Below are 21,244 nucleotides of genomic sequence, written 5' to 3' on the forward strand. Positions count from 1 at the left end.
ATGCAACATACTTCTTATTTCGATATATCCAAAAATAATATTACCAATCAAGAGAGATATCCGACAATTCCTATATATCCATCTTTCTTTAAAGGAGACCATAAGGTATGCAGTTTCAGATCATACATCTGCCTTTTATTTTCCACCTTTGCCATTAACTGCAATGAGATTTCTGTATTCTGTATTGATGTCTGGTCCAGTAACGCTCTGATATGTTGAATATCTTCACTGCTTACTTCGAACAGTTTGAATATATTAAGATTCTCTTTTTTTCTCTGTACAAGGATTTCAATAACTATGCTATTCATTTACTTTCTCCCTATATTAGGAACAAACACTTTTAATAGTCTTTTTCATCTTTTCAATATCCAAAGGTTTCGCCAAATGAGCGTTCATACCCACGGCAATGCACTTTTCAGCATCTTCCTGGAATGCATTTGCTGTCATAGCTATAATCGGTACTGTTTTTGCATCTGAACGTTCTAATTCCCTGATTTTTCTCGTAGCTGTATATCCATCCATAACAGGCATCATCAGATCCATCAAAATTACATCAAATGTTTCTGCCGGTTTCTCTTTAAATAGTTCCAGTGCCTGCTGTCCATTCTCCGCTCTGGTAATTAACGCTCCGATATCTTCGAGAACTGTCTTTGCTATTTCCGCATTCAGCTCATTATCTTCTACAAGGAGAATTCTTTTCCCTTTTATTGTATGAATTGCAGATGACTCTATGGTATCCTCACTTCCATATACCTCTTCTTTCAATGCTATGTCAAAAGAAAGATCTATCGTAAATTTTGTTCCAATACCCTGTCTGCTTTCTACCTGAATACTTCCACCCATCAGCTCTATCATAGATTTGATAATAGGAAGTCCCAACCCGGTTCCCGGCACTTTGTTTTCTGCGGTACTATGTTCTCTGGAAAATTCTTCATAGATATGTGGAAGATATTCTTCACTCATACCAATGCCCGTATCTTCACATGAAAAAATATAGCGTATCTTTGAAGGATTCTCTGATACCGCCTCATGTACTTCTACATAGATTGAATGTCCCTCCGGGGTATACTTTATAGCATTACTGATAATATTCAGCATGATCTCCTGTAACTTTGTCTGATCACAGACAACATAATGATGTCTTACATCTAAAACAGCATGATACTGCAGGTTCTTCTTTCTGACATCCTCTTCAAACACTGTATTTACTCTGTGAAATAATGCATCCATATCTTCAGCTTTTAACTGCAATACCGCAGTACCACTTTCAATCCGGGCCATCTCCAGAACCTGATTGATGATTCTCAGCAAAAGATTACTGGAAGACTGTATCTTTTCCAGATATTCTTTTGCCTTTCTTTCATTTTGCAGATTCTTCTCCAACAAACCGGAAAAACCTACAATTGCATTCATCGGAGTCCGGATATCATGACTCATGTTAAATAAAAATCTTGTTTTTGCCTCATTGGCATTTTTCGCCTGCTCAGCAGATTTTTCCAGTTCTGCTTCATATTGTCTTTCCCTGTGTTTTTTACTGGATATTAAATAAAATACTGTAGCAATCAATAATGAGACTACATAAGAAATGACAATACACATAATCCAGTAAGAACGTGGACTCCATCCCTCTGAGGGTATAATATCAAAATACCATGTGTTATTGGGAACTGCACATTCTACTGTCAGAATGTTATCCGGCATATCACCCTGGCTTTCTGCCAGAATAATCCTGTCGCTGCTGTCTATGTCATATGTCCAGATTCTGTAACAGAAATCTGCATCGCTTAAATAATCAAGATTTATCTCAGCAATGAAACGATCCCAGTCAATCACCAGAATCACAAAGCCCCAGAACTCACCCTGTTCTGAATTATTGTCCTGATAAACCGGATTAAAAAGCAGTGCTCCTGTTCCTCCCTGCTTTAACTGGTATGGTCCTCCAAGCGTATATTTCCCGCTATCCCTTGCCAGAATTGCATCCTTTTTCCGTTCATGTTCCTGCAGCATATCCAGGCCAAAAGCTCCCTCATTTCCCTGTTTCGGATAAATGTCTGTAACAATTCCCTCAGGTGCCAGTTCAAATGCCTTTATCACTCCATCTTCATTTGGAATCTTTTCTGCCAGTTCAGAAAAAGTATTTTCATCCAGATTCTCTCCGGCACTGATATAATTTCCCAAAAGATCAGAGAGCATGATATACTGATCCAGTCTTGCCCTGACTCTCTTCTCCGTGATCTGCGCCATATATTTTCCAGTTGTCTTTTCATCCTTTTCCAGGTTATAGAGCAGAAAAACGCCAATAAAGAATGCTGCCAGAAAAGTAATCAATCCAACAATATAACAATATATTCTTATCCTTTTATATGGTTCGCTATCCTTTTTCATTCTTCTACTCCTCTGTTATTCTTTTCCCGGTCACTGGCACATCTGCTTACCAGCACAGAATTTTCGGATTGTATCCATCAGTTCCAGTACATTTAAAGGTTTTGACAGATGCGCATCCATCCCTGCCTCCATCGTCTTTCTTTTATCTTCAGCAAAAGCATTGGCTGTCATGGCAATGATCGGAATCGTTTCCGCATCTTTCTTCCCGCTGCCACGAATCGCTCTGGCTGCCTGATATCCGTCCATCGCCGGCATCATGATATCCATCAGAACCGCATCGTAATATCCTTCCGGCATTTTCAGGAAACATTCCAGGGCCTGCTGTCCATCTTCTGCCTCAGTAACGGAAATCCCCTCATCTTTCAGAAGGAATACCGCAATTTCCCTGTTGAGTTCATTATCCTCTGCCAGAAGAATACGGCACCCGGACAGATTTTCCTTTGGTAATTCAGACATTTCCTGTACAGCTGCAGGTTCTTCTGCTATTTCAAAAGGTATGACCACACGTATGGTAGTGCCCTGATTTTCCACACTGTCAATCTGAATGGTTCCACCCATACGATCAATCAGTTCCTTTACAATCGCCATACCCAGCCCGGTACCTTTATACTGTGATCTGGCTCCCTGATCTGCCTGAACAAATGGCTGAAATATATTCTTCAGGAAATCCTCTGACATTCCGATTCCTGTATCTTTTATAGTCACATCTACCAGCACTCTTTCATCGGATTCCTTCTCTTCTTTCAAGCAGCAATCCACAGTTCCATTTTTATGGTTGTATTTAATACTGTTTGTGATCAAATTTAAAAATATCTGCTTTACATGCAGGGAACTTCCGATAAGATTCGGATATGGAATCGAATAAGGATCATCCATAAAATGAATCGTAATACACTCTTCATCTGCCCTCATCTGTGCAATGGTTTCCACCTCACGAAGCAGCTCCGGCAGATAAAAATCTTCTTTAGCCAGTTTTGCCTCTTCATTTTCCAGTTTACTCAGTTCCAGCGTGTCATTGATCAGCGACAACAGATGGTCTGCCGCTACTCTTGCCTTAAGACGGCTGGAATCCACCAGTGTTCTGTCCTCCGGGTGCTTCATGCAGATATCCATAAGCCCGATAATTCCATTCAATGGTGTCCGCATATCATGGGACATTCTGGAAAGGAAATCTGATTTACTCTGGTTTGCTTTTTTCTCGCTCTCCAGGGCAATGGTTTTTTCCACCAGTTCATTTTGGTCCAGAATCAGATTCCAGTGTTCGATCATTCCATCCGGTTTGCGGATTTTGTGTCCCCTGTCCTCAATATATTTCCAGAATCCATTTTTGCATCTCATTCGATATGTGATTTCATAATGATCCGCTTTACTATACTGCTCCAACGCATGTGCAATTCCCCGTTCCAGATCGTCCGGATGCGCCAGGTCAACAATCGTCCCCCCGGAAGCTTCCATCAATTCCTCCGGAGTATCATATCCCAGCATCTGTGCAAAATTCTCTGAAACATACTTAAAAGAATATTCCGGATCATCATTGCTGATTTTCACACCACCCGGCAGTGCAGATGTGATCATGTCCAGCTGATGCTTAAGTTCCTGGTTTGCTTTTTGCAAAGAATCTTTATAAAAACGCTCTTTCTGTACGATCTCATCTATACTTCGGAAACCAAGGAACGCAAAATGGCTGCCTTCCTCGTACTCTTTTACAATATGTGCCTGAAAACAGGACAAACCTGCTGCATTTGGTGACGTCTCAAAAGAAAAATGATATTCGTCTTCTGTTTCAAAATGCTTTTTAATCACATTACTGTCCAGTTCCCGACGCATTACGTCACGAAATTCCGGAAGTGCAAATGCAGAAGCATAGGCATCCACATAATCTGAAAATGCTTTGAACTCTTCATGTTTCTGGGCATGATTTGTCTCCTGATTAAATACAAACTCATACTCATCCGTATCCAGATTCAAAACAAAAGCTGTCGTATAATCACGGCTCAGTCCTGACAAAATCCTGTTCTTTTTTATCAGTTCCTGCTTATAAGTAATTTCAACCTGTTTTTCTTTATCAATCTGCCGGACAACAAACAGAACATTTGTAACCTTACCAGATGGGTTCCGTTTTTTTACAATAAATCTTGCCAGATGCCAGGATCCACTTTGTGCCCGGTATTCAACCGCAATACTTTCCGTGTCTTTCAGCCTGTCAGCCAGAGTCGATGTATCAAGGAACTTTTTCATCATTTCCTGATGCTCCTCATCAACAATTGTATTGATAGCATGCTGGAAATCTTCTTCCGTTTTTCCATGCTTGCCTGTAAGTTTATGCATCTCGTTGCCGGCAGATATTTCTTCATAAGTTCCTGTTTCCAGATTCATTCGGTAGATCAGCCAGTATAATTTACTGATGGAATCAATGATTTCTCCATTCAGATTTGCAGTTTCCAGTGCATCCTCAAGTGCCTTCATCATTCTCAGGTTTTCACGGACACTTCCCATATGGCACCCCACATCAGATAACAGATTCATGGACACCATATTCTGATTCAGATCCGGGTTATCCAATCCAATGAAGCCTATAAATTTATGATTTGTATAAATCGGCACAGCAATCAGAGCATGAATATTCTGAGGCTTTAAAATTTCATATTCCTGTGGGGTTTCTTCTGCTATTTCTTCTAGGTCATAAATGATGATATTTTTCTTCTGGATAAATGTTTCCACCCAGTTCTGCATCAGGCAGACGGGAACTTTCTGCAGATTCTGTATCTGCGGTTCGATTCCCGAGGCACACCATTCAAATGTATTTTTAAAACTTTCTTTTTTTTCTGAACTCCATTCAAAAATATACGCTCTGTCTGCTGCTGTATATTTTCCAACGCTCTTCAGTATAGATGGCATAATGTCATCCAGTTGTTTTTCATTCTCTGCCTGACTCATAGAAGAAATCTTATGAAGGATTTCATCCATGTAATACAATTTACTTTTTTTATCATCTCTGTATTCTTCCATATCACTTTTCCCCAATTTATAATTATTAGCCGCCTGTCTTCTTGCTACTTACGTATGCTCCAATTGGGAAACAACAACTTCTATACATCAAACACCTGGTCAAAAACAGCAAGTATTGTATTTATATCAATTGGTTTTGCAATATGAGCATTCATACCTGCTTTAAATGCCTTCTTTTTATCTTCTTCGAATGCGTTTGCGGTCATGGCAACGATTCTCTCTTTCTGTTTGGAGCAATGGCTCTTCTTGTATATCCATAGGCTTTGTCCGGACTTTCCTTAATTCCGACATAAAGATTGGCTTCTCCACAAATGCAGTAACTCCAGCTTCTTTTGCTTCCTGTTCGATATCTGCCCAGTCATATGCCGTCAAAATAATAATCAGATTAACAACTTCAATGCTTAATTCTTCACCTATGTCTAAAAATACATATTCATATTATCTATTACGGTATTTTCAAAAACAAATTATATAATCTTTCTCGAAAATACTCTTTGGACGTAAATTTAAAATTATCTTTTCTTTTCTCATCATATGCAATTTTAATAAAATCTTTTTGACCCTCTTCTCCCCATGCTTCCCACAGTTTTGGTCCAACAGTCATATTCTCACAATTCATAGGAATCAAATTATTCAAATATTTGAGAAGCAATCTTCTTGGTGCAATTTTCACCTGCTCCTTAAAAAAAGTATACTGGTCATAATCCCTTTTTAACCACGAAAATATAATATTGGTGTAATTTTCATTAGGAATAATTGAGATATAAATCATGGGTAATCCCGGCTCCGAAGATGATAACGAATTACCAAAGAGATCAATCATCGGACAAAAACATGTTGCTGCAGCAAAATACACTTTATATTCTAACGAGATCATCATGCTTTCCAAGCAACTATATGTCTCCTTCATTATGGCTTCATCAAATATCTTTTTATATTCATCTAAAAATACCATATTAATTTCCATATTATGATACATTAATAAAGCCAATGGATTGCTTGTCAAATCATATCTTTCTCTCAACTTATAAAAACAATCAAGCTCTCGCCTGACTTTGTAGTATGTAGCAGCAAAAATTCTATATGCGTACAAAAAAAATTTATTTTCGTTTAAACATATATTAGTACAATCAATCGGAGCAAACATTTTATCATGATTACTGCAAAAGCAATAGAATTTCGTTGCCTTTGCCTCAATCCCTCTTGGCTCCATTCTAAACTCGTTCCTTATACCGAAAACGATGGGCATTAATACTATTCCATTCTCTGCAATTAATTCCAATACCGCTTTTTGCGATATTGTATGTGCATGTGTTTTTACTCTACTACATTCGCTCTTATTGGGATGCAAACACATCTTTTTATATGTATTGTGCAATTTATCAAATTCTTGCATAAAACCACGAAAACTATTTGAATTACCGCATATACTAATTTTTATTGCACAACATTCAGAATATTTTTCCGCTTCCGCATAAACATAACTCACTTTTCTTATCAAACATCTCCCTCATATTCTTTAAGTTTCTCCATAAGTTCATTGAATTCACATTTTCCATCAATATATTCCCAATATGACATAATTCTAATGTCTGCCATCGCCATATTGTGTCCCGTATACTTTTGAGGGCCAATAATAAATCCATCAATCTCCGCTAATTGAAACCCTATATTCTCACATACATCCTCTGATAACTCACCTATTTGATTCTCATAAGCTTTCACATAGTTCCTTATATCGTTCAAAATCTCCTGTACATGATTTATATCTCTAATATTTATATCACTTATCATTTTCAAAAATCCTCGTAATATCCCGATACCGGTTTACTACCCGGTAAATTTCCACATACTCTTCTCCAACTTTATAAATGATCACATAATTCTCCCAAACCGCATACTTGTAATCTGTTCGGAAACTAACTCTTTTGGAGAGATCTGCACCTATCCCCGGAAACATTTGAATATTTTCAAATTTACCGTAAATTTCTTTAATCGTCTTTGCAGCATATTCTGCATTATCCTCAGCAATATAATCACGAATTTCTTTTAAATCCGCTGCAACCAATGGGTTAATTCGTAATTTCAGCATAGTTTATTCCCCCACAAGTGCTTTTAATTCGTCCAAGCTAAGCCAGCCTTCGCCGTTTTTGACTGCCTCCTCTGCCTCCTGTAGCTTCATTAATAGTTTTTTCTCCGCACGATCACGCTCATAATCTTCTATATCAAGCACTACAAAACGCCCTCTTCCATTTTTTGTCAAAAACACCGGCTCTCCAGTCCGGCAATTTTTTAAAACTTCATTATAATTTCTCAAATCAGATACTGGTAAAATATTCGCCATATAGACCGATCTCCTTCCTTGATGCACTGTTTTTTTCTATAATTATTATATGCGAAAAAGCTGTAAAATTCAACTTAAAATTTTACAGCTTTCTTGTTTTTCAAATAGTAACCATCAATTCTTCAATAATATCCCGACAAGGAATTCACCAATTATTATCAATCAAAACATCAACGATTCATTCTTGATTATATTTATCTAGATAAAACATTGTTATTTACATCTTTTTACACAAGTAACGATATATAATCGTAGCTAATATATACTCTGCAACTGCAACACCGGCAAGAATACATACAATTAAAGTGCCTGCACGAAATAGTGCAGCAATAAACGAAGCAATAAAACACGCCACCATAGTAACTGCCCATGATATATATCCCGCACGATTACGAAGCTGTATCTTTCTTTCATCCTTTAAATTAATTTCTTGTTGGCGTACTTTTTTACGATATGCTTCTACATTTTCTGGTCTTGTATTGTGATAATATCTCAGGAACTGCAAAATGCTGCTAAAAATCAATGCGAATCCCATGGCAAAAATCATTGAGGAATAATAATCTACTTGAATAGTAACTCCAATAATTACTAAAGCTATACCAATAACAATATAAATTGCTAACATGATTTTATCACTTTTCTTCATGTTTATCCTCCTCATATATAAATATTTCTTCAATACTCATACCAAAATACCTGGCAAGTTTAAAGGCTAACAAAATGGACGGATTGTATCTTCCATTCTCCAAGGAGCCAATGGTCTGTCTTGAAACTTCCATGGCAGACGCTAATTCTTCTTGCTTAATTCCTCTTAGTTTTTTCTGGACAGTCATATGGTTTATCATAGACAAGTAGTGAAAGGAATCATCCATTTATTATTTAGCTCCTTCTTCTATCATATAGAATAATTATAATTCAAACATTTAGAATTGTTATTATATTTGTGGTGTATGTCAACAACTTTTTTTCTTTTTAATTCTACCAGCAGACAGCATCTCTTTTTATGCAAGGTTATCATTTTATCAACTGTATAAGCACGCAAAAAAGCACCAGCCAACTAAGTGACTGATGCTTCTCACATCTGATATCCTTTATTTTTTATAAACTGTATTCCCTTTTGCAATCACTCCAACAAGCTGAAGTTCCTGGTCGAGAATACAAAGATCCGCATCATAGCCCTCTTCAACCTTACCTTTTCCCTTAAGACAAAGAATATCTGCTGGATTCGATGTAATTGTAGAAATTGCTATTTCTAAAGGAATTTCTGTTTTAAATACACATTCCTTTACTTCCTTCAGAAGGCAGCTGGACTGTCCAACTCCCATTCCAAGGAATTTGCCATCACTACTGTACATCGGAAGGCTTCCCTGCCCGTCAGAAGAAATTGTTATGCGGTCAGGATTTACTCCTGCATCTAACATCCGTTTGATACCATTACATACACGTACCTCATCACAGATAGTTTCCCAATAGTCAATATCTTCATTTCCAGTAAAGTCTACTGCTCCGCCTTTCAGTGCATACTCAATCGACTTGCCAAAAAGCATCTCATTTCGATTGATATGTGTTGGCAGTATTTGAGTTGCCGGTATCTCTGTCTCATCGACTACTCGTTCAATCAGATCTAAGCATCTCGGACTATCGCCCAGATGAACATTTACAATGCCAGCTTTCCCGGAAAGAACACCACCAAGCCTTGTATCCGCAATGACACGTGCAAATTCCTCGAAAGTCGGCTGTGAAGAACGATGATCAGAGATCGCGATTTCTCCCGTTCCAATGATTTCCTGAATCATCATAATATCTTTCACAATACTGTCAGTCAACGTGCGGACCGGAATCTGATAACTTCCGGTATAACAGTATGCAGACATTCCCTGCTCATTCAATCCTTTTGTCTTTGCAACCAGTGCACACATATCACGACCGATTCCATCGGTTCCAAGGCAGCCAACAACGGTTGTCACTCCAAACTTCGTAAGTCCTTCCATGGTTGCTTCCGGAGTACGATTGGCGAATCCGCCTTCGCCACCGCCTCCGAGTACATGAACATGACTATCAATGAATCCCGGAGTTAAAAGTAGCCCCTCTCCATTGATCCTTTCTGCCTCAGAAAGAAATCCGTCTGCGGATATAGAACCCGCATCTTTAATCTTAACAATCTTATCATTGATTATAAGTACATCTTTTTTCCCCAGATGCTGTGGAGCATAAACATCAATATTCTGAATTAATTTCATCACAAATCACTCCCACTGAGACAAATTTGCTATTACTCGCCACCAAAAGAGGTGGGAGTCTTCTCGACTGAGATAAAATACATATTTTAGAATCCAATTCCAACTGCAACAAGAACTGTAATGATTGCACCAATCATTAAGACACCAAGGAATTTCCACATGAATTTAATCCAGTTAGACCACTCAATCTTTGCAATTGCAAGAGATCCAATCAAGCATCCGGATGTAGGAACAATCAGGTTTGTAAATGCATCACCAAGCTGGAATGCAACTACAGCTGTCTGACGCGAAACACCTAACAGGTCTGACAGCGGAGCCATGATCGGCATTGTGATGGCAGCCTGTCCTGTTCCGGATACAACAAAGAAGTTAAATACGGACTGGAACAGATACATAAGTACGGCTGCAACTGCTCCGGAAACTCCAGACAATGCATTTGAAATATTATACATAATTGTATTAATAACTGTAGGTGTTGTCGGATCAGAACCACCAAGAACCTGCATGATTCCCTGTGCCATAGCAACGACAAGGGCAGCACCGATCAGGTCTTTTGCTCCATCTTTGAAAGATGTTGCAATATCATTCAGTTTCATATCATTCAGTTTAAAGATAACTCCAAACACACCGGAAACAATTCCCATAATAAAGAACTGTGTTGCAATCTCCGGCATGTAGTATCCCTGAGTCATAACTCCCCAAACTACCCATACTACTGTAACAGCCAGTGTCAGAAGGACTAAAATGTGTCCAAGACCAAATGAATGTCCTTCGTCAATTCCTGTTGTTTCATTCTGCTCACGGAAATATGAATCCGTCTTATATGCGATTGAGATTGTCGGATTCTTTTTAATCTTTGATGCATAGAACATAGTCATTCCACAGCCGAGTGCTGTAAATACGACCCACATTACCATACGGAATCCTGCACCGGAGAATACGTCAATACCTGCAATACCCTGTGCAATGCCTACAGAGAACGGATTCATCCAAGATGAACCGAAACCAATCTGTGTGGCAACATAAGTAACAAGAACTGCGATAACTGAATCATATCCAACTGCTACAAACAACGGACAAAGAATCATAGTAAACGGAAGCGCTTCTTCTCCCATTCCGAAAACTGCTCCACCAAGAGAAAACAGTACGAAAAGTATCGGAATCAGTAGTTTTTCTGCTCCCTTGGCCTTACGGATCAATCCGATCAATCCAGATTCAATCGCACCTGTACGGATCATGATACCAAATGCACCACCTACTACCATAAGGAATGCGATAATCTCGATTGCAGAACTATTTACGATTCCGTTATACATATAGTTGAAGAATCCTGTTCCACCATCTCCGCTAAAGAGTGCTACTCCTTCTGTTACTACATTTCCTGCATCATCTGTCAGATACTGGAAACTTCCGTCCTTGATTACTGTACGGGTTTTCTCAACACCATTGATCATATATGAAATATCCTGTGTTTCGTAAAATCCCTTTGGTACAAGAAATGTCAGAAGTGCTGCGATAACAACTACTAAAAAGATGATAATGTAAGTATCAGGCACTTGGAATCCCTTGTTAAAGGACTTTAGCCCTTTTTCTTCTTTTTTGCTCATTTTTGAGTCTCCTTCCCGTTTTTTGATATACCATATTAGTCTACCATAGAATGCTAAAAAGCCAACTAAAAATTTACATGTTTTTTGTCATTTTCCTGTATTTTTATACACCAAAAAATGGAATTGGCTCTGGTAATGCAAATCATGACCACTGGCTTAGCCAGTGATTAGACTGCGCCTTCCGGAACCTGCGGAAAGGCCAGATCCTCAATCGTGCCATACTGAAGAGCCGCATTTCTCTCATCCTCTGCCCAAAGTTTGCTTGGATGATTGGAAAAATTGATAAACATAGTAACATCCCCCTCATTTTTATCTCTATCTTATCTTAAATCCTCTTTCTTCTTCACAGGGAATCTCTGTGATCTCCATATCCGTCACGTTGATCCATCTCTGCTGCTGAATCCGAGCTAACATTTCCCGAATGGAAGCTTCGCTTCCCTGCACTTCCATCTCCACTCTTCCGTCCCACAGGTTCTCCACCCAGCCGGCCAGGCCAAGGGACTGGGCGATATAAAAGGAGCGGTAGCGGAAGCCGACGCCCTGGACATCGCCGGAAAAAAAGATGTGTTTTCGTACCATAATTACATCTCCTCCGGATACTGAAATCCCCATTCTTTTCTGACTTCCGTCATCATATCCATCACATCTTTTGTATAATCCAAATGCATGCATTCTGCATCCCCACGGATGGCTTTCTCCATATCCGCCAGCTCATAGGCCAGCGCATCTGCATGCTCACCGGTCTGAATCACTTCCGTTTCTCCGGAATCTGTATAGGTGATTCTCGCTTCCCAGGCTCTCGGATATTCCATGATTTCTATATATCCATTTTCACAGGATACCATGCCTCTTTTCGGCTGCTTGGAATGCAGCGACAACATGACAGATGCCATCTGGCCTTCCTGATTCATCAGCAGCAATCCTGCCTGTTCATCCACTCCTGTAGGTGCCGGTTTTACCTGGGATAAAAGCTGATCTGACTTGGAATCCATAAACCACCGAATAAAGGAAAGCGCGTACACCCCGATATCCAGCATGGCACCTCCTGCCAGGTTTTTATTAAAAAAGCGGTTGTTCATATCATATTCTTTGAAGCTTCCAAAATTCATAGTGATCAGATTCACCTTTCCAAGTTTCCCTGACTCAAGAATCTCTTTAAGCTTTTTATAAATCGGCATATGATAAATCGTCATGGCCTCACCTATGACAACACCCTTTTTATCCGCCAGAGCAATTGCCTCATCCAGTTCCCGGCTGTTTAAGGTGATAGATTTTTCGACCAGAATATGCTTTCCATTCTTAATTGCCCTGCGCATAAAATTAATATGGGTATTATGGGGAGTTGTGATATAGATTACATCATTATCCGGGTCTGTAAACATGTCATTATAATTATCATATACCTTTTTTATCCCATATTTTTCTGCAAATGCAACCGCTTTCTCATGGGTTCTGTTACCCACCGCATCGATGTTTCGCCCGTTTTTCTTTAAGGCCACGGCCATTTCATTTGCAATCACTCCGCTTCCAAGAACTGCCCATCTGATGTTCTGCATGTATCTCTTACCTTTCTTTATCCAACTAGCACTCCACCGCTACCTTAATCACTCCATCTTTCTTGTTCTCAAAAAGCTCGTATGCATCTTCGATCCGGCTAAGCGGATAGGTATGGGTAATAAGCGGTTCCGTATCGATCTTGCCCTCTGCAATGAGGCGAAGCGTCTCCTCACAGTCGCATCCATCTACACCGCCGGTTTTAAAGGTAAGATTCTTGCCATACATATCCGGAAGCGGCAGCGTCTGGGCTTCGTCATAGAGCGCTACCACTGTGACGATTGCATTAGGCCTTGCACATTCCCAGGCTAACCGGAAAGTAGAGGGAGCTCCTGCCACCTCAAGGACTACATCGGCTCCGCCATGATCACTGTTTTTATGAACATATTCCAGACATTCCTCCGGTGAAACGGTGTATACATCCGGATAATGCTCCTTTATAAAGCGGATACGGTTTTCATCTTTCTCGCAGACAATGATTCGTTTCGGTTTCTTTAACATTACGCATAGAAGGGTACAAATACCCGTCGGACCGGCACCGATGATCAAAATCGTATCTTCCTCCGTGATCTCAGAGATTCTCGCCGCCCAATAGCCGGTCGCCAGCACATCTCCCACAAACAGTGCCTGCCGGTCCGTCACTCCATCCGGAATCTTATTTAATCCCTGATCTGCAAATGGAACCCGCACATATTCGGCCTGTCCGCCATCGATACGGCATCCCAGGGCCCAGCCGCCATTCTCGTCCGTACAGTTATTTACATATCCATTTTTACAGAAAAAGCATTCACCGCAGAAGGTCTCTACGTTTACAGTGACCCTGTCCCCCGGCTTCACATGGGTCACCGCTGCCCCAACTTCTTTCACAATTCCTACCATCTCATGGCCGACTGTAATTCCAGGGACCGCCCGCGGCACACTTCCGTGTTTGATATGCAGATCACTGGAACAGATGCTGGCCAGTGTTACCTTTACAATCGCATCCCGTTCGTGCATAAGCACCGGTTTTGGTTTTTCCACTAATTCAAACTTTCCCTTAGAAATATATGTATATGCCTGCATTGCTTAACCCCCTTCTTTCTATGTATTCATACTGAATCCTATTATAGGCGAAACCTGGGGTTATTAGCAAGATTTGCCGTAAAAAACATGCTTCTGCTTCATTGAAACATTCCGCGTACATGATGGCTAGTTCCAACTGCTGGCAGGCTCCGGTATCATATGTCATTTTTTCAGAAAAACGTCCAAAGCGAGTTGCCTGCGCAAGGTTCCATTTTTCAAGGATCACCTGCATCTGCTGGTTTGTCCGTTTCAACTCATCCGTAAGAACAGCCAGCTGGCTACGTAATTCTTTTTCCTGCTCCATGCTTTCAAGCAAGAGCTGCAGGATATCTTTTTTATTCAGTTTTGCCAGCTGTTCTTTTGATAACGCAAGTGCCATACGGACGATCAGTCTCCTTCGCTTTTATGGATCCAGTATAACAGAAGAAGCAAAAAAACACAAAAATCAGACCGATATCTTTTCGGTATTTTGACGGTGGAAAACTCCTGCTCCAAAAGCAGTTCTTTCTGTAGAGAATACCTTCCAGGCTGCCTGAAAACAGGTGGATCCGGCTTACTTTTCATGTGGCAGAGAAGACTGTCCACAATTCATGTTAAGCGGATAAAAAACAGAACTTTTTATCCCCATACAGGCTTTCGAATCAAACAGAAAACTTCTCTGTTTTGTACAAAAGTCACACTGGATGTTTTGGATCGATCTTATGGACAGATGGATCTATGGAGTATCCGCTCATGAGCAGATGATACTGCTCCGAAGTGATGTTCCGGGCTTCCGCTTCCGATCGGGGCCATTGAAAAGTTCCCGCCTCCAGCCGCTTATAAATAAGCAGGAAGCCGTCTTCCTCCCAGACCAGCCCTTTGATCTTCCGGTTACTGGAACCCCAGAAGAATTTGAGCGTTAACATTTCATTTGGATCAGCTGTTACAGACCTCTGCACAGGGAACTGCTTTGGCTGCGTTACTTCAACAAAGCCGCTTTCTACAAGCAGGGCCTCTTTCACTTTGCGGATCCAGTAATAATAAGAGTCTCATGAAAGCTGATGCTGTGCACAATAATCTTTGACAGACAGACCAGATTCGTTGCGCTCCTGAATAATAGCAGCCCAGTTTTTTACACGGATCTGTGCTGTGTCAAGTTTGGTGTTCATAATTGACCTCCTAGTGTGAAAAATGGGAAAAGTGTATTGTACAACTTTTCCAACATTATCTCAAACTTGGAGGTGTAGTTCTAGAGATGTGTGGTTTACTATTTACGATCGAAATGTTCCAAGACAAACTCAAACCAGATAAATAAGCACGACAAAAGCCCTTAGCTATGAGTTTTATACCCACAGCTAAGGGCTTTTTAGATAAATATGGATTTATTTGTTGCACAACCACCTGTCAATCATTCTCTAACCCTAAAACCACTGGATTACAAGAATAATGGCTCTCATGCAACCGTTATCAAATTGTTATCAAAAGACTTTTAAAAGTGCTGCAAACCCGCATAAACGCTGGATTTACTAAACATTTTTGTTTATTCAAACTCTTGGGCGGAGAGATTTATCTGGCTGTTTCTTAGTACATATTTGTGCATTTTATTCTTCATAGTCTTCTTATTTTTCAATTTTATGTACCTCGTCTAATATTTTTAGAGCCAAAATGGAGCCAGCACATCCATCCAAAAATCTTGTTTTTTAAAGCAAAAACTATTGAAGTGTTGTATTTTTTATATAATCCATTATATATTGTCTTGCCTGAAATATATCTGAAAATGCCACACTATCTTGAGAAGACTTTCTACCATTGTTAGTCACAATTACCTTAATCGAATTTTTCTTGTAATCTACATAAATTTCTTTTACCGGTAAACCATGTGCCTCTCCTCTCCAATAATCTTCTTCAATTATTCTCCAATTATATAATGGGCTAAGTTTTTCTATTGCATTACGCATCTCCATTGCACTACTATACCTATCTTCTGGATTTTTTTTGCATGCCTTTTTTACAATTTTATGAACTTTATTGGGCACAAAAGAAGCTACTGGTATTTTTTCGATTAGTTTTCCACTTCTCATTAACGTTTCTGCATTCGGAATTCTCTGCAAAAACAAATTCCAATCTGAGATACCATTTACCATTCGATACATTGTCATACCAAGAGCATAAATATCTGTTTGTATTGTTGCTATGGAATTGTCTACAAACGTCTCTGGAGCTGCATGTGTCCGATACCATCTCCAAGGAACAATTACATTTCCCAATGCCGTTGATAATCCAAAATCAGACAATTTCGGTATTCCATTATCCATCAAAATATTTGCTGGTTTTATATCACGATGAATAATTCCCTGCAAATGTGAATATTCTACTGCAAACAAAATATCTCTCATAATATTTAAGCAATCAATAACAGATATATATGTATGCTTCAGCAAACTATCTAACGATTCTCCATTTGCCAATTCCATATCTACCACAAATACTAATTCATCATTAAAACCTATTATCTCTCCACCATTAATTTTAATTATGTGATTATGGCTACATTTATAAGGAATAGCTGCTTCACTAAAAAGTTTAAATGCTTCTTTAGGATCTGTCACTTCCAAAATCTTAATAGCCTTTTCCACCCCTAAGATTCTATCATGTGCCTTATACACAGCACCAAAACCACCATTTCCTAATTTTTGAATTAAGTAATATTTTCCCAGTTCATTCCCAGAATAATCAAGGCGTATATCCATATCTAATCCTCCAATGCATACCAAGCCACTAATGTTGCTGCCATCTCTTCATTTTTAAATTTTTGTGGAGAAAAAAACTTTTCAAAGCGTTCAATCTTAGCTTTCTTTCCTGCTGTTATCCATTTACTAGATCTTTCGCTTACTTCAACTCCTTGTTGCAAGCATACTAAGTTTAATATTCCTAGCGAATAATGCATATACGGTATTTGCTGCATAGTCGTATCCAAATACAATTTATACGCTACTCTATCAGGTCTATATTTTGTTACTAATTCAATAAATATATTACTAAAATCCATCATTAGCGATGGAGATTCTGACCTATAATTCTGTTTACCGATTTCATATATTAGTGCCGTATCCATTTTATCGCCATCAACAACAGAATAACATATTTCATTTTTCTTAATTGCAATACCTAAACATCGCATTTTCTTTCCTCCTTAGAATTACAGCATAAAGTTTACTATAATTAATATCTCTCTTATTACAACCTATTATTTTTTCCTCAATACATTTGAAACCGTTGATTGTGATACATCCAACATGGCAGCAATTGTTTCTTGATTTATTTTCTGTTTTGCTAAATCTCTTATAACTTCATTTCTTTGCGCCACTGATGCAATCTCCGGTAATTTATGAATGGTTTCCGAAACCACTCCAGATGCCGTTACACTTTTAATAAGCGTTGTACCATCACTTAATACAGCTCTTGCAATTTTAGCACCTGTTTTTTTATTTGGTTTAAATGCTAATGACATAACATCTGCCGTTGATTTACCTATATTTTTTAAATCTGTATTTTTGAAGACATTCATTAAATTAGTAGCCACAATGCACCTCCATATTTATCACTTTAATATTAAAATAATATTAAAATAATATTTTGTCAACTATTTTTCAACCCTCATACCTAAAAAACTCCCTAGCCATCAGCTCCGCAGTAGCCCGGTTATACCCCTTCTTCAAATACCCCTGCACAATCGTCCCAAACATTCCTGGTGCTAGAATATAAATAGTACAAGCCAAAATGAGAAATTCCAAATACACATAAGCATGGTACAATAGAAACATGCTGAAGGAGGATCTCATATGGCAAAGCAACATGACAAACAATTTAAACTTGATGCAGTCCAGTACTATCAGGATCACAAAGATCTCGGAGTACGTGGATGTGCAGAAAATCTTGGCATCGGATACAGCACATTAACAAAATGGCTGAAAGACTTCCGGGAATCAGGTGATATTCCTGTTCGTGGTTCTGGTAATTATGCATCTGATGAGCAGAAGGAAATTGCCCGTCTCAGACGTGAATTACGTGATGCCCAAGATGCACTTGATGTGTTAAAAAAAGCAATCAACATTCTGGGAAAATGACGGAAGCCATTTATCTTGAAGTGTCTGAGAAGACGGAAGCTGCCAAAAAGGCTGGATGCCGGGTTTCCGTCTCCGGAATGTTGAAATTTTTAGGTGTCTCTCGCTCAGGATATCTTGCATGGCTCCACCACGTACCTTCTGATACAGAAAAACGTCGTAAAGCTGTAAAAGCAAAAATACAGGATATTTATGATGATTCCAAGCAGAACTACGGTGCTCCGAAAATCACTGTAGAACTTCGAAAAACTGGTGAAGTCATTTCGGAAAGAACCGTTGGTATATATATGCGCCAAATGGGAATCCGTTCTCAGTGGAGCAAACCATGGACGATCACCACAAAAGATTCCGATTTCAGCACTGAATTACAAAATATCCTTGATGAGCAATTTAATCCTGATCGTCCGAATGCAGTCTGGTGTTCGGATATTACCTACATCTGGACAATAGATGGATTTGTCTATCTGACCAGTGTTATGGATTTATTTTCCAGAAAAATCATAGCCTGGACGCTTTCAGAAACACTGGAAGTATCTTGCGTGATTGATACTATAAACAAAGCCAAAGCTCGCCGAAATATCGATCAACCATTAATTATCCATTCGGATCGTGGCAGCCAATATGTTGCAAAGGAATATAAAAAAGCAACCGAAAATATGCAGCGTAGCTACTCGAAGAAAGCTTTTCCGTGGGATAATGCATGCATTGAATCCTTTCATTCTGTTATCAAACGTGAATGGCTCAATCGCTTTAAAATCCGTGATTATAAGCAGGCATACCAGTTGATTTTTGAATATCTGGAAGCTTTCTACAATACGAAACGAATTCATAGCCATTGCAACTATATGTCGCCAAACGAATTCGAACGAGTGTATGAAAGAACGAACACTGAGGCTGAGCTTCTGGCAGGTTAAAATGGGGCGGATCCCCCCGCCCGCTATTGACATACCCAGAAATCGCTGTTATATATAAAGCAATGGCTAAAAGCCTATTTTATAAGCCTTTAGCCATTCTAATCATAGAAGAATCTTATTTACAGAGATTTTTTCATACTCTCCTCTAAATATAGTAATACATACGCTAATACATATTCAGAAATAATACATTCTTCCATGTACCACTCAAAAAAATTATAAAACCGCTTCTCTTGCGTAGTCTCTGTCCTTATAACATATACAAAATGTAATATAGCTGCATATATAAAATTGAAACCAGCATTATCTCTGTTAAAATCTAATAATTCTTCTGATGATGTTTCTTCAAATGCCTTTCCTTCAAACATTATTCCATCGTTATAAAATGATTTTATTACAACATCTGGTGCGACATTATCATAAAAATAATTAAACAGTTCAATCTCCTTATTGCAAGAAATATTCCCATTCCTATAAACACCTTCACGAACAGAATCATATGGATTAACTTCAAAATCGTTTCTTATTGTCCACATTAAAAAGCCCGTGATTTTCTTCTTATTTGCGCCATCAAATGTTCCCTTTTTTACTGCTGTATTAAGCAATGAAATAATATTCCTATCTAGGGTAACTATTATTTTAGTTCCATCTCTTTTTAATTGCTTCATTGAATCCTGCTCGATTTTACCATGTACAGCATACAATGGATGCAAAATGTGAATCTGTGTAAATAATTCTTCCTCAATATATTTTCGCAAACCATGGCCTAGGTTCTTGTCTAATACCGCTTCCAAATAATCTCTCATTAATAAAATAAATCTTCATCCTTTCTGGTTATTTTAACTTCTTGTCCAAACTTCTTCAGACTAAGTAATCTTTAACACACCCACCCTGTTTCCCCAAAAAACATATGAAAAACGACTTTACCATCTGGAACTAATTCTAATTCATCGCAAACACTAATATAAAACTAACTCTGACTGCGATATCTGTATTCTTTGTAATATGCAGAAATCCTCCCATATTTTTATTTTAGCCACGCTATAACTTCATCAAAATTGTTTACATATAACTTCTCGAAACTCTTACCATTTTCATCAGACAGAAAGTCCAAAAACTCACTCATATCTTTACGGAATATCTGCCCTATTATTTTTAAATCCACGGAAGCTTTACTAACCGCCTCAAGATCATTGATTTCTCTCATTCTCTTTTCTAAATTATCATAGCGTCTCTTCCAATAATCTACATATTCCAATCGTTCTTCTGGTCCTTTATAAATAGCTGGTCCTATCTTTTCTGGTGCATCCTCACCATAGTATTTTCGTTCTTTTTCACTCAGCACAACAAATAATAGCCTGTCTTTATAATGATGGTCCTTAATAATCTCTCCAACTTCATACATACATGCCTGACGTCTCAAATATGTATCACTAACAACAGTCAATACAAAGTCATGATCCTGTATCGTGTTCATAAATGCCATAAAACTGTCTTTGTACTGCAACTCTGTATATCTGGATATCCTAATCCTGTCTTTTAGTCTTTCCTTTATCTTATTTTCAATGATATCCACAATTGGTGCATCACACTCCGTATAAGAGATAAATAATGTTATAGGTTCATCATTCTGATTCACAACCATTTCCTCAACATCATTGTTTTCATATACAAAGTACTTTCCTTCCAGCCAAATCTTTTTGTCACTTTCCGCAACTTCAATAGCAAATATATCAACACCACCTACCGATACAAAGCCATAATTCATGGATATTTCATTATCTAGCTGAGCTTTTACCATTTCTATTACACCATCCACAATAAAAGTTTTTTGACACCCTACCGTCTTCATGCATCCATTTTGTTTTTCAACTCCAAGAAAAATGTATCCTCCAGTATTATTGGTCAGACCACAAATATATTTTGCAAGTTCTGTCGGGCGAAGCTCCAAAGCTCTGCAAATCACATTATCCAGTACATTATTTTCGACTATATAGGACACTCTATCCTCATTAACACCCATATT

Annotated in this window: 25 protein-coding genes; 2 read left to right on the plus strand and 23 right to left on the minus strand. The window is 38.6% G+C overall.

From position 1 onward, the window contains the following. Window positions 1-47: 47 nt before the first annotated feature. The 21 genes from DWX68_RS07705 to DWX68_RS07800 all read right to left on the minus strand — a co-directional run bounded on the left by DWX68_RS07705 (window position 48) and on the right by DWX68_RS07800 (window position 17,763). A complete protein-coding gene (locus tag DWX68_RS07705; RefSeq protein ID WP_243027647.1) occupies window positions 48-308 on the minus strand; it encodes a hypothetical protein in 261 nt (86 codons plus the stop codon). Window positions 309-324: 16 nt separating this feature from the next. Further along, complete coding sequence (locus tag DWX68_RS07710) at window positions 325-2,094, minus strand: ATP-binding protein (RefSeq protein WP_243027649.1); 1,770 nt, start codon at window positions 2,092-2,094, stop codon at window positions 325-327. A gap of 321 nt (window positions 2,095-2,415) precedes the next feature. Further along, complete coding sequence (locus DWX68_RS07715; RefSeq protein WP_118628954.1) at window positions 2,416-5,394, minus strand: ATP-binding protein; 2,979 nt, start codon at window positions 5,392-5,394, stop codon at window positions 2,416-2,418. An 80-nt stretch (window positions 5,395-5,474) separates the two neighbouring features. Continuing rightward, complete coding sequence (locus tag DWX68_RS15030) at window positions 5,475-5,600, minus strand: hypothetical protein (RefSeq protein WP_279220415.1); 126 nt, start codon at window positions 5,598-5,600, stop codon at window positions 5,475-5,477. Between the two features lie 239 nt (window positions 5,601-5,839). After that, complete coding sequence (locus DWX68_RS07725; protein WP_118628956.1) at window positions 5,840-6,895, minus strand: hypothetical protein; 1,056 nt, start codon at window positions 6,893-6,895, stop codon at window positions 5,840-5,842. Beyond that, on the minus strand, window positions 6,892-7,188 hold the full coding sequence (locus DWX68_RS07730; protein WP_118628958.1) for a hypothetical protein: 297 nt from the start codon (window positions 7,186-7,188) through the stop codon (window positions 6,892-6,894). The genes DWX68_RS07725 and DWX68_RS07730 overlap by 4 nt, the downstream gene beginning before the upstream one ends. Next, window positions 7,178-7,486, minus strand: a complete 309-nt coding sequence (locus DWX68_RS07735; protein WP_118628960.1) for a type II toxin-antitoxin system RelE/ParE family toxin — start codon at window positions 7,484-7,486, stop codon at window positions 7,178-7,180. The genes DWX68_RS07730 and DWX68_RS07735 overlap by 11 nt, the downstream gene beginning before the upstream one ends. A 3-nt stretch (window positions 7,487-7,489) precedes the next feature. Continuing rightward, entirely contained in the window at window positions 7,490-7,738 is a 249-nt protein-coding gene (locus tag DWX68_RS07740; RefSeq protein WP_055195169.1) for a type II toxin-antitoxin system prevent-host-death family antitoxin, read from the minus strand. A gap of 217 nt (window positions 7,739-7,955) precedes the next feature. Beyond that, window positions 7,956-8,384: a hypothetical protein gene (locus tag DWX68_RS07745; RefSeq protein ID WP_055195167.1), complete on the minus strand. Its 429-nt coding sequence runs from the start codon at window positions 8,382-8,384 to the stop codon at window positions 7,956-7,958. Then, window positions 8,371-8,583 carry a helix-turn-helix transcriptional regulator gene (locus tag DWX68_RS07750; RefSeq protein ID WP_118629107.1) on the minus strand — a complete coding sequence of 71 codons (213 nt, stop codon included), beginning with the start codon at window positions 8,581-8,583 and terminating at the stop codon, window positions 8,371-8,373. Before DWX68_RS07750 ends, DWX68_RS07745 begins: the two co-directional genes overlap by 14 nt. Before the next feature lie 246 nt (window positions 8,584-8,829). Next, the gene (gene iadA / locus DWX68_RS07755; RefSeq protein ID WP_118628962.1) at window positions 8,830-9,978 is read right to left on the minus strand and encodes a beta-aspartyl-peptidase; all 1,149 of its coding nucleotides are present in this window, start codon (window positions 9,976-9,978) and stop codon (window positions 8,830-8,832) included. 86 nt (window positions 9,979-10,064) lie between these two features. After that, the gene (yfcC, locus tag DWX68_RS07760; RefSeq protein ID WP_118468203.1) at window positions 10,065-11,585 is read right to left on the minus strand and encodes a putative basic amino acid antiporter YfcC; all 1,521 of its coding nucleotides are present in this window, start codon (window positions 11,583-11,585) and stop codon (window positions 10,065-10,067) included. Window positions 11,586-11,752: 167 nt separating this feature from the next. Then, window positions 11,753-11,875, minus strand: a complete 123-nt coding sequence (locus DWX68_RS15035; RefSeq protein ID WP_267895299.1) for a hypothetical protein — start codon at window positions 11,873-11,875, stop codon at window positions 11,753-11,755. A gap of 25 nt (window positions 11,876-11,900) precedes the next feature. Continuing rightward, a complete protein-coding gene (locus tag DWX68_RS07765; RefSeq protein ID WP_182432158.1) occupies window positions 11,901-12,164 on the minus strand; it encodes an acylphosphatase in 264 nt (87 codons plus the stop codon). 2 nt (window positions 12,165-12,166) lie between these two features. After that, window positions 12,167-13,141, minus strand: a complete 975-nt coding sequence (locus DWX68_RS07770) for a Gfo/Idh/MocA family oxidoreductase (protein ID WP_118628964.1) — start codon at window positions 13,139-13,141, stop codon at window positions 12,167-12,169. 25 nt (window positions 13,142-13,166) lie between these two features. Continuing rightward, on the minus strand, window positions 13,167-14,201 hold the full coding sequence (locus DWX68_RS07775; protein ID WP_118628966.1) for an alcohol dehydrogenase: 1,035 nt from the start codon (window positions 14,199-14,201) through the stop codon (window positions 13,167-13,169). After that, entirely contained in the window at window positions 14,176-14,580 is a 405-nt protein-coding gene (locus DWX68_RS07780; RefSeq protein ID WP_118628968.1) for a hypothetical protein, read from the minus strand. Before DWX68_RS07780 ends, DWX68_RS07775 begins: the two co-directional genes overlap by 26 nt. Before the next feature lie 295 nt (window positions 14,581-14,875). Then, complete coding sequence (tnpB, locus tag DWX68_RS07785; protein WP_147354976.1) at window positions 14,876-15,202, minus strand: IS66 family insertion sequence element accessory protein TnpB; 327 nt, start codon at window positions 15,200-15,202, stop codon at window positions 14,876-14,878. 690 nt (window positions 15,203-15,892) lie between these two features. After that, a complete protein-coding gene (locus DWX68_RS07790; RefSeq protein ID WP_118628970.1) occupies window positions 15,893-16,930 on the minus strand; it encodes a serine/threonine-protein kinase in 1,038 nt (345 codons plus the stop codon). A 2-nt stretch (window positions 16,931-16,932) separates the two neighbouring features. Continuing rightward, window positions 16,933-17,361 (minus strand): hypothetical protein, encoded by a 429-nt coding sequence (locus tag DWX68_RS07795; RefSeq protein WP_118628972.1) that lies wholly within the window; start codon window positions 17,359-17,361, stop codon window positions 16,933-16,935. Between the two features lie 66 nt (window positions 17,362-17,427). After that, window positions 17,428-17,763 (minus strand): helix-turn-helix domain-containing protein, encoded by a 336-nt coding sequence (locus tag DWX68_RS07800; RefSeq protein WP_147354946.1) that lies wholly within the window; start codon window positions 17,761-17,763, stop codon window positions 17,428-17,430. A 259-nt stretch (window positions 17,764-18,022) separates the two neighbouring features. Between DWX68_RS07800 and DWX68_RS07805 the strand changes: the two genes are divergently transcribed. Together DWX68_RS07805 and DWX68_RS07810 are read left to right on the plus strand one after the other, a co-directional pair. Beyond that, a complete protein-coding gene (locus DWX68_RS07805; protein ID WP_005612369.1) occupies window positions 18,023-18,307 on the plus strand; it encodes a transposase in 285 nt (94 codons plus the stop codon). Then, window positions 18,304-19,218: an IS3 family transposase gene (locus DWX68_RS07810; protein ID WP_118628977.1), complete on the plus strand. Its 915-nt coding sequence runs from the start codon at window positions 18,304-18,306 to the stop codon at window positions 19,216-19,218. The genes DWX68_RS07805 and DWX68_RS07810 overlap by 4 nt, the downstream gene beginning before the upstream one ends. Window positions 19,219-19,337: 119 nt before the next feature. On the opposite strand, the gene DWX68_RS07815 is transcribed toward DWX68_RS07810, so the two are convergent. After that, window positions 19,338-20,024, minus strand: coding sequence for a hypothetical protein (locus tag DWX68_RS07815; RefSeq protein ID WP_118628979.1), 687 nt, complete (start codon window positions 20,022-20,024; stop codon window positions 19,338-19,340). 221 nt (window positions 20,025-20,245) lie between these two features. Then, window positions 20,246-21,241, minus strand: coding sequence for an RNA-binding domain-containing protein (locus DWX68_RS07820; protein WP_118628981.1), 996 nt, complete (start codon window positions 21,239-21,241; stop codon window positions 20,246-20,248). Between the last annotated feature and the right edge of the window lie 3 nt (window positions 21,242-21,244).

This window comes from Clostridium sp. AF20-7, from assembly GCF_003479275.1.
Classification (GTDB): Bacteria; Bacillota; Clostridia; order Lachnospirales; family Lachnospiraceae; genus Otoolea; species Otoolea fessa.

Excerpts from the sequence above, each read along its gene's own strand:
- DWX68_RS07705 (WP_243027647.1), bottom strand. The coding sequence starts at position 308 with ATGAATAGCATAGTTATTGAAATCCTTGTACAGAGAAAAAAAGAGAAT.
- DWX68_RS07715 (WP_118628954.1), bottom strand. The coding sequence starts at position 5,394 with ATGGAAGAATACAGAGATGATAAAAAAAGTAAATTGTATTACATGGAT.
- DWX68_RS15030 (WP_279220415.1), bottom strand. The coding sequence starts at position 5,600 with ATGACCGCAAACGCATTCGAAGAAGATAAAAAGAAGGCATTTAAAGCA.
- DWX68_RS07730 (WP_118628958.1), bottom strand. The coding sequence starts at position 7,188 with ATGATAAGTGATATAAATATTAGAGATATAAATCATGTACAGGAGATT.
- DWX68_RS07735 (WP_118628960.1), bottom strand. The coding sequence starts at position 7,486 with ATGCTGAAATTACGAATTAACCCATTGGTTGCAGCGGATTTAAAAGAA.
- DWX68_RS07740 (WP_055195169.1), bottom strand. The coding sequence starts at position 7,738 with ATGGCGAATATTTTACCAGTATCTGATTTGAGAAATTATAATGAAGTT.
- DWX68_RS07745 (WP_055195167.1), bottom strand. The coding sequence starts at position 8,384 with ATGAAGAAAAGTGATAAAATCATGTTAGCAATTTATATTGTTATTGGT.
- DWX68_RS07750 (WP_118629107.1), bottom strand. The coding sequence starts at position 8,583 with ATGATAAACCATATGACTGTCCAGAAAAAACTAAGAGGAATTAAGCAA.
- iadA (WP_118628962.1), bottom strand. The coding sequence starts at position 9,978 with ATGAAATTAATTCAGAATATTGATGTTTATGCTCCACAGCATCTGGGG.
- yfcC (WP_118468203.1), bottom strand. The coding sequence starts at position 11,585 with ATGAGCAAAAAAGAAGAAAAAGGGCTAAAGTCCTTTAACAAGGGATTC.
- DWX68_RS15035 (WP_267895299.1), bottom strand. The coding sequence starts at position 11,875 with ATGTTTATCAATTTTTCCAATCATCCAAGCAAACTTTGGGCAGAGGAT.
- DWX68_RS07765 (WP_182432158.1), bottom strand. The coding sequence starts at position 12,164 with ATGGTACGAAAACACATCTTTTTTTCCGGCGATGTCCAGGGCGTCGGC.
- DWX68_RS07770 (WP_118628964.1), bottom strand. The coding sequence starts at position 13,141 with ATGCAGAACATCAGATGGGCAGTTCTTGGAAGCGGAGTGATTGCAAAT.
- DWX68_RS07775 (WP_118628966.1), bottom strand. The coding sequence starts at position 14,201 with ATGCAGGCATATACATATATTTCTAAGGGAAAGTTTGAATTAGTGGAA.
- DWX68_RS07780 (WP_118628968.1), bottom strand. The coding sequence starts at position 14,580 with ATGGCACTTGCGTTATCAAAAGAACAGCTGGCAAAACTGAATAAAAAA.
- DWX68_RS07790 (WP_118628970.1), bottom strand. The coding sequence starts at position 16,930 with ATGGATATACGCCTTGATTATTCTGGGAATGAACTGGGAAAATATTAC.
- DWX68_RS07795 (WP_118628972.1), bottom strand. The coding sequence starts at position 17,361 with ATGCGATGTTTAGGTATTGCAATTAAGAAAAATGAAATATGTTATTCT.
- DWX68_RS07805 (WP_005612369.1), top strand. The coding sequence starts at position 18,023 with ATGGCAAAGCAACATGACAAACAATTTAAACTTGATGCAGTCCAGTAC.
- DWX68_RS07810 (WP_118628977.1), top strand. The coding sequence starts at position 18,304 with ATGACGGAAGCCATTTATCTTGAAGTGTCTGAGAAGACGGAAGCTGCC.
- DWX68_RS07815 (WP_118628979.1), bottom strand. The coding sequence starts at position 20,024 with ATGAGAGATTATTTGGAAGCGGTATTAGACAAGAACCTAGGCCATGGT.
- DWX68_RS07820 (WP_118628981.1), bottom strand. The coding sequence starts at position 21,241 with ATGGGTGTTAATGAGGATAGAGTGTCCTATATAGTCGAAAATAATGTA.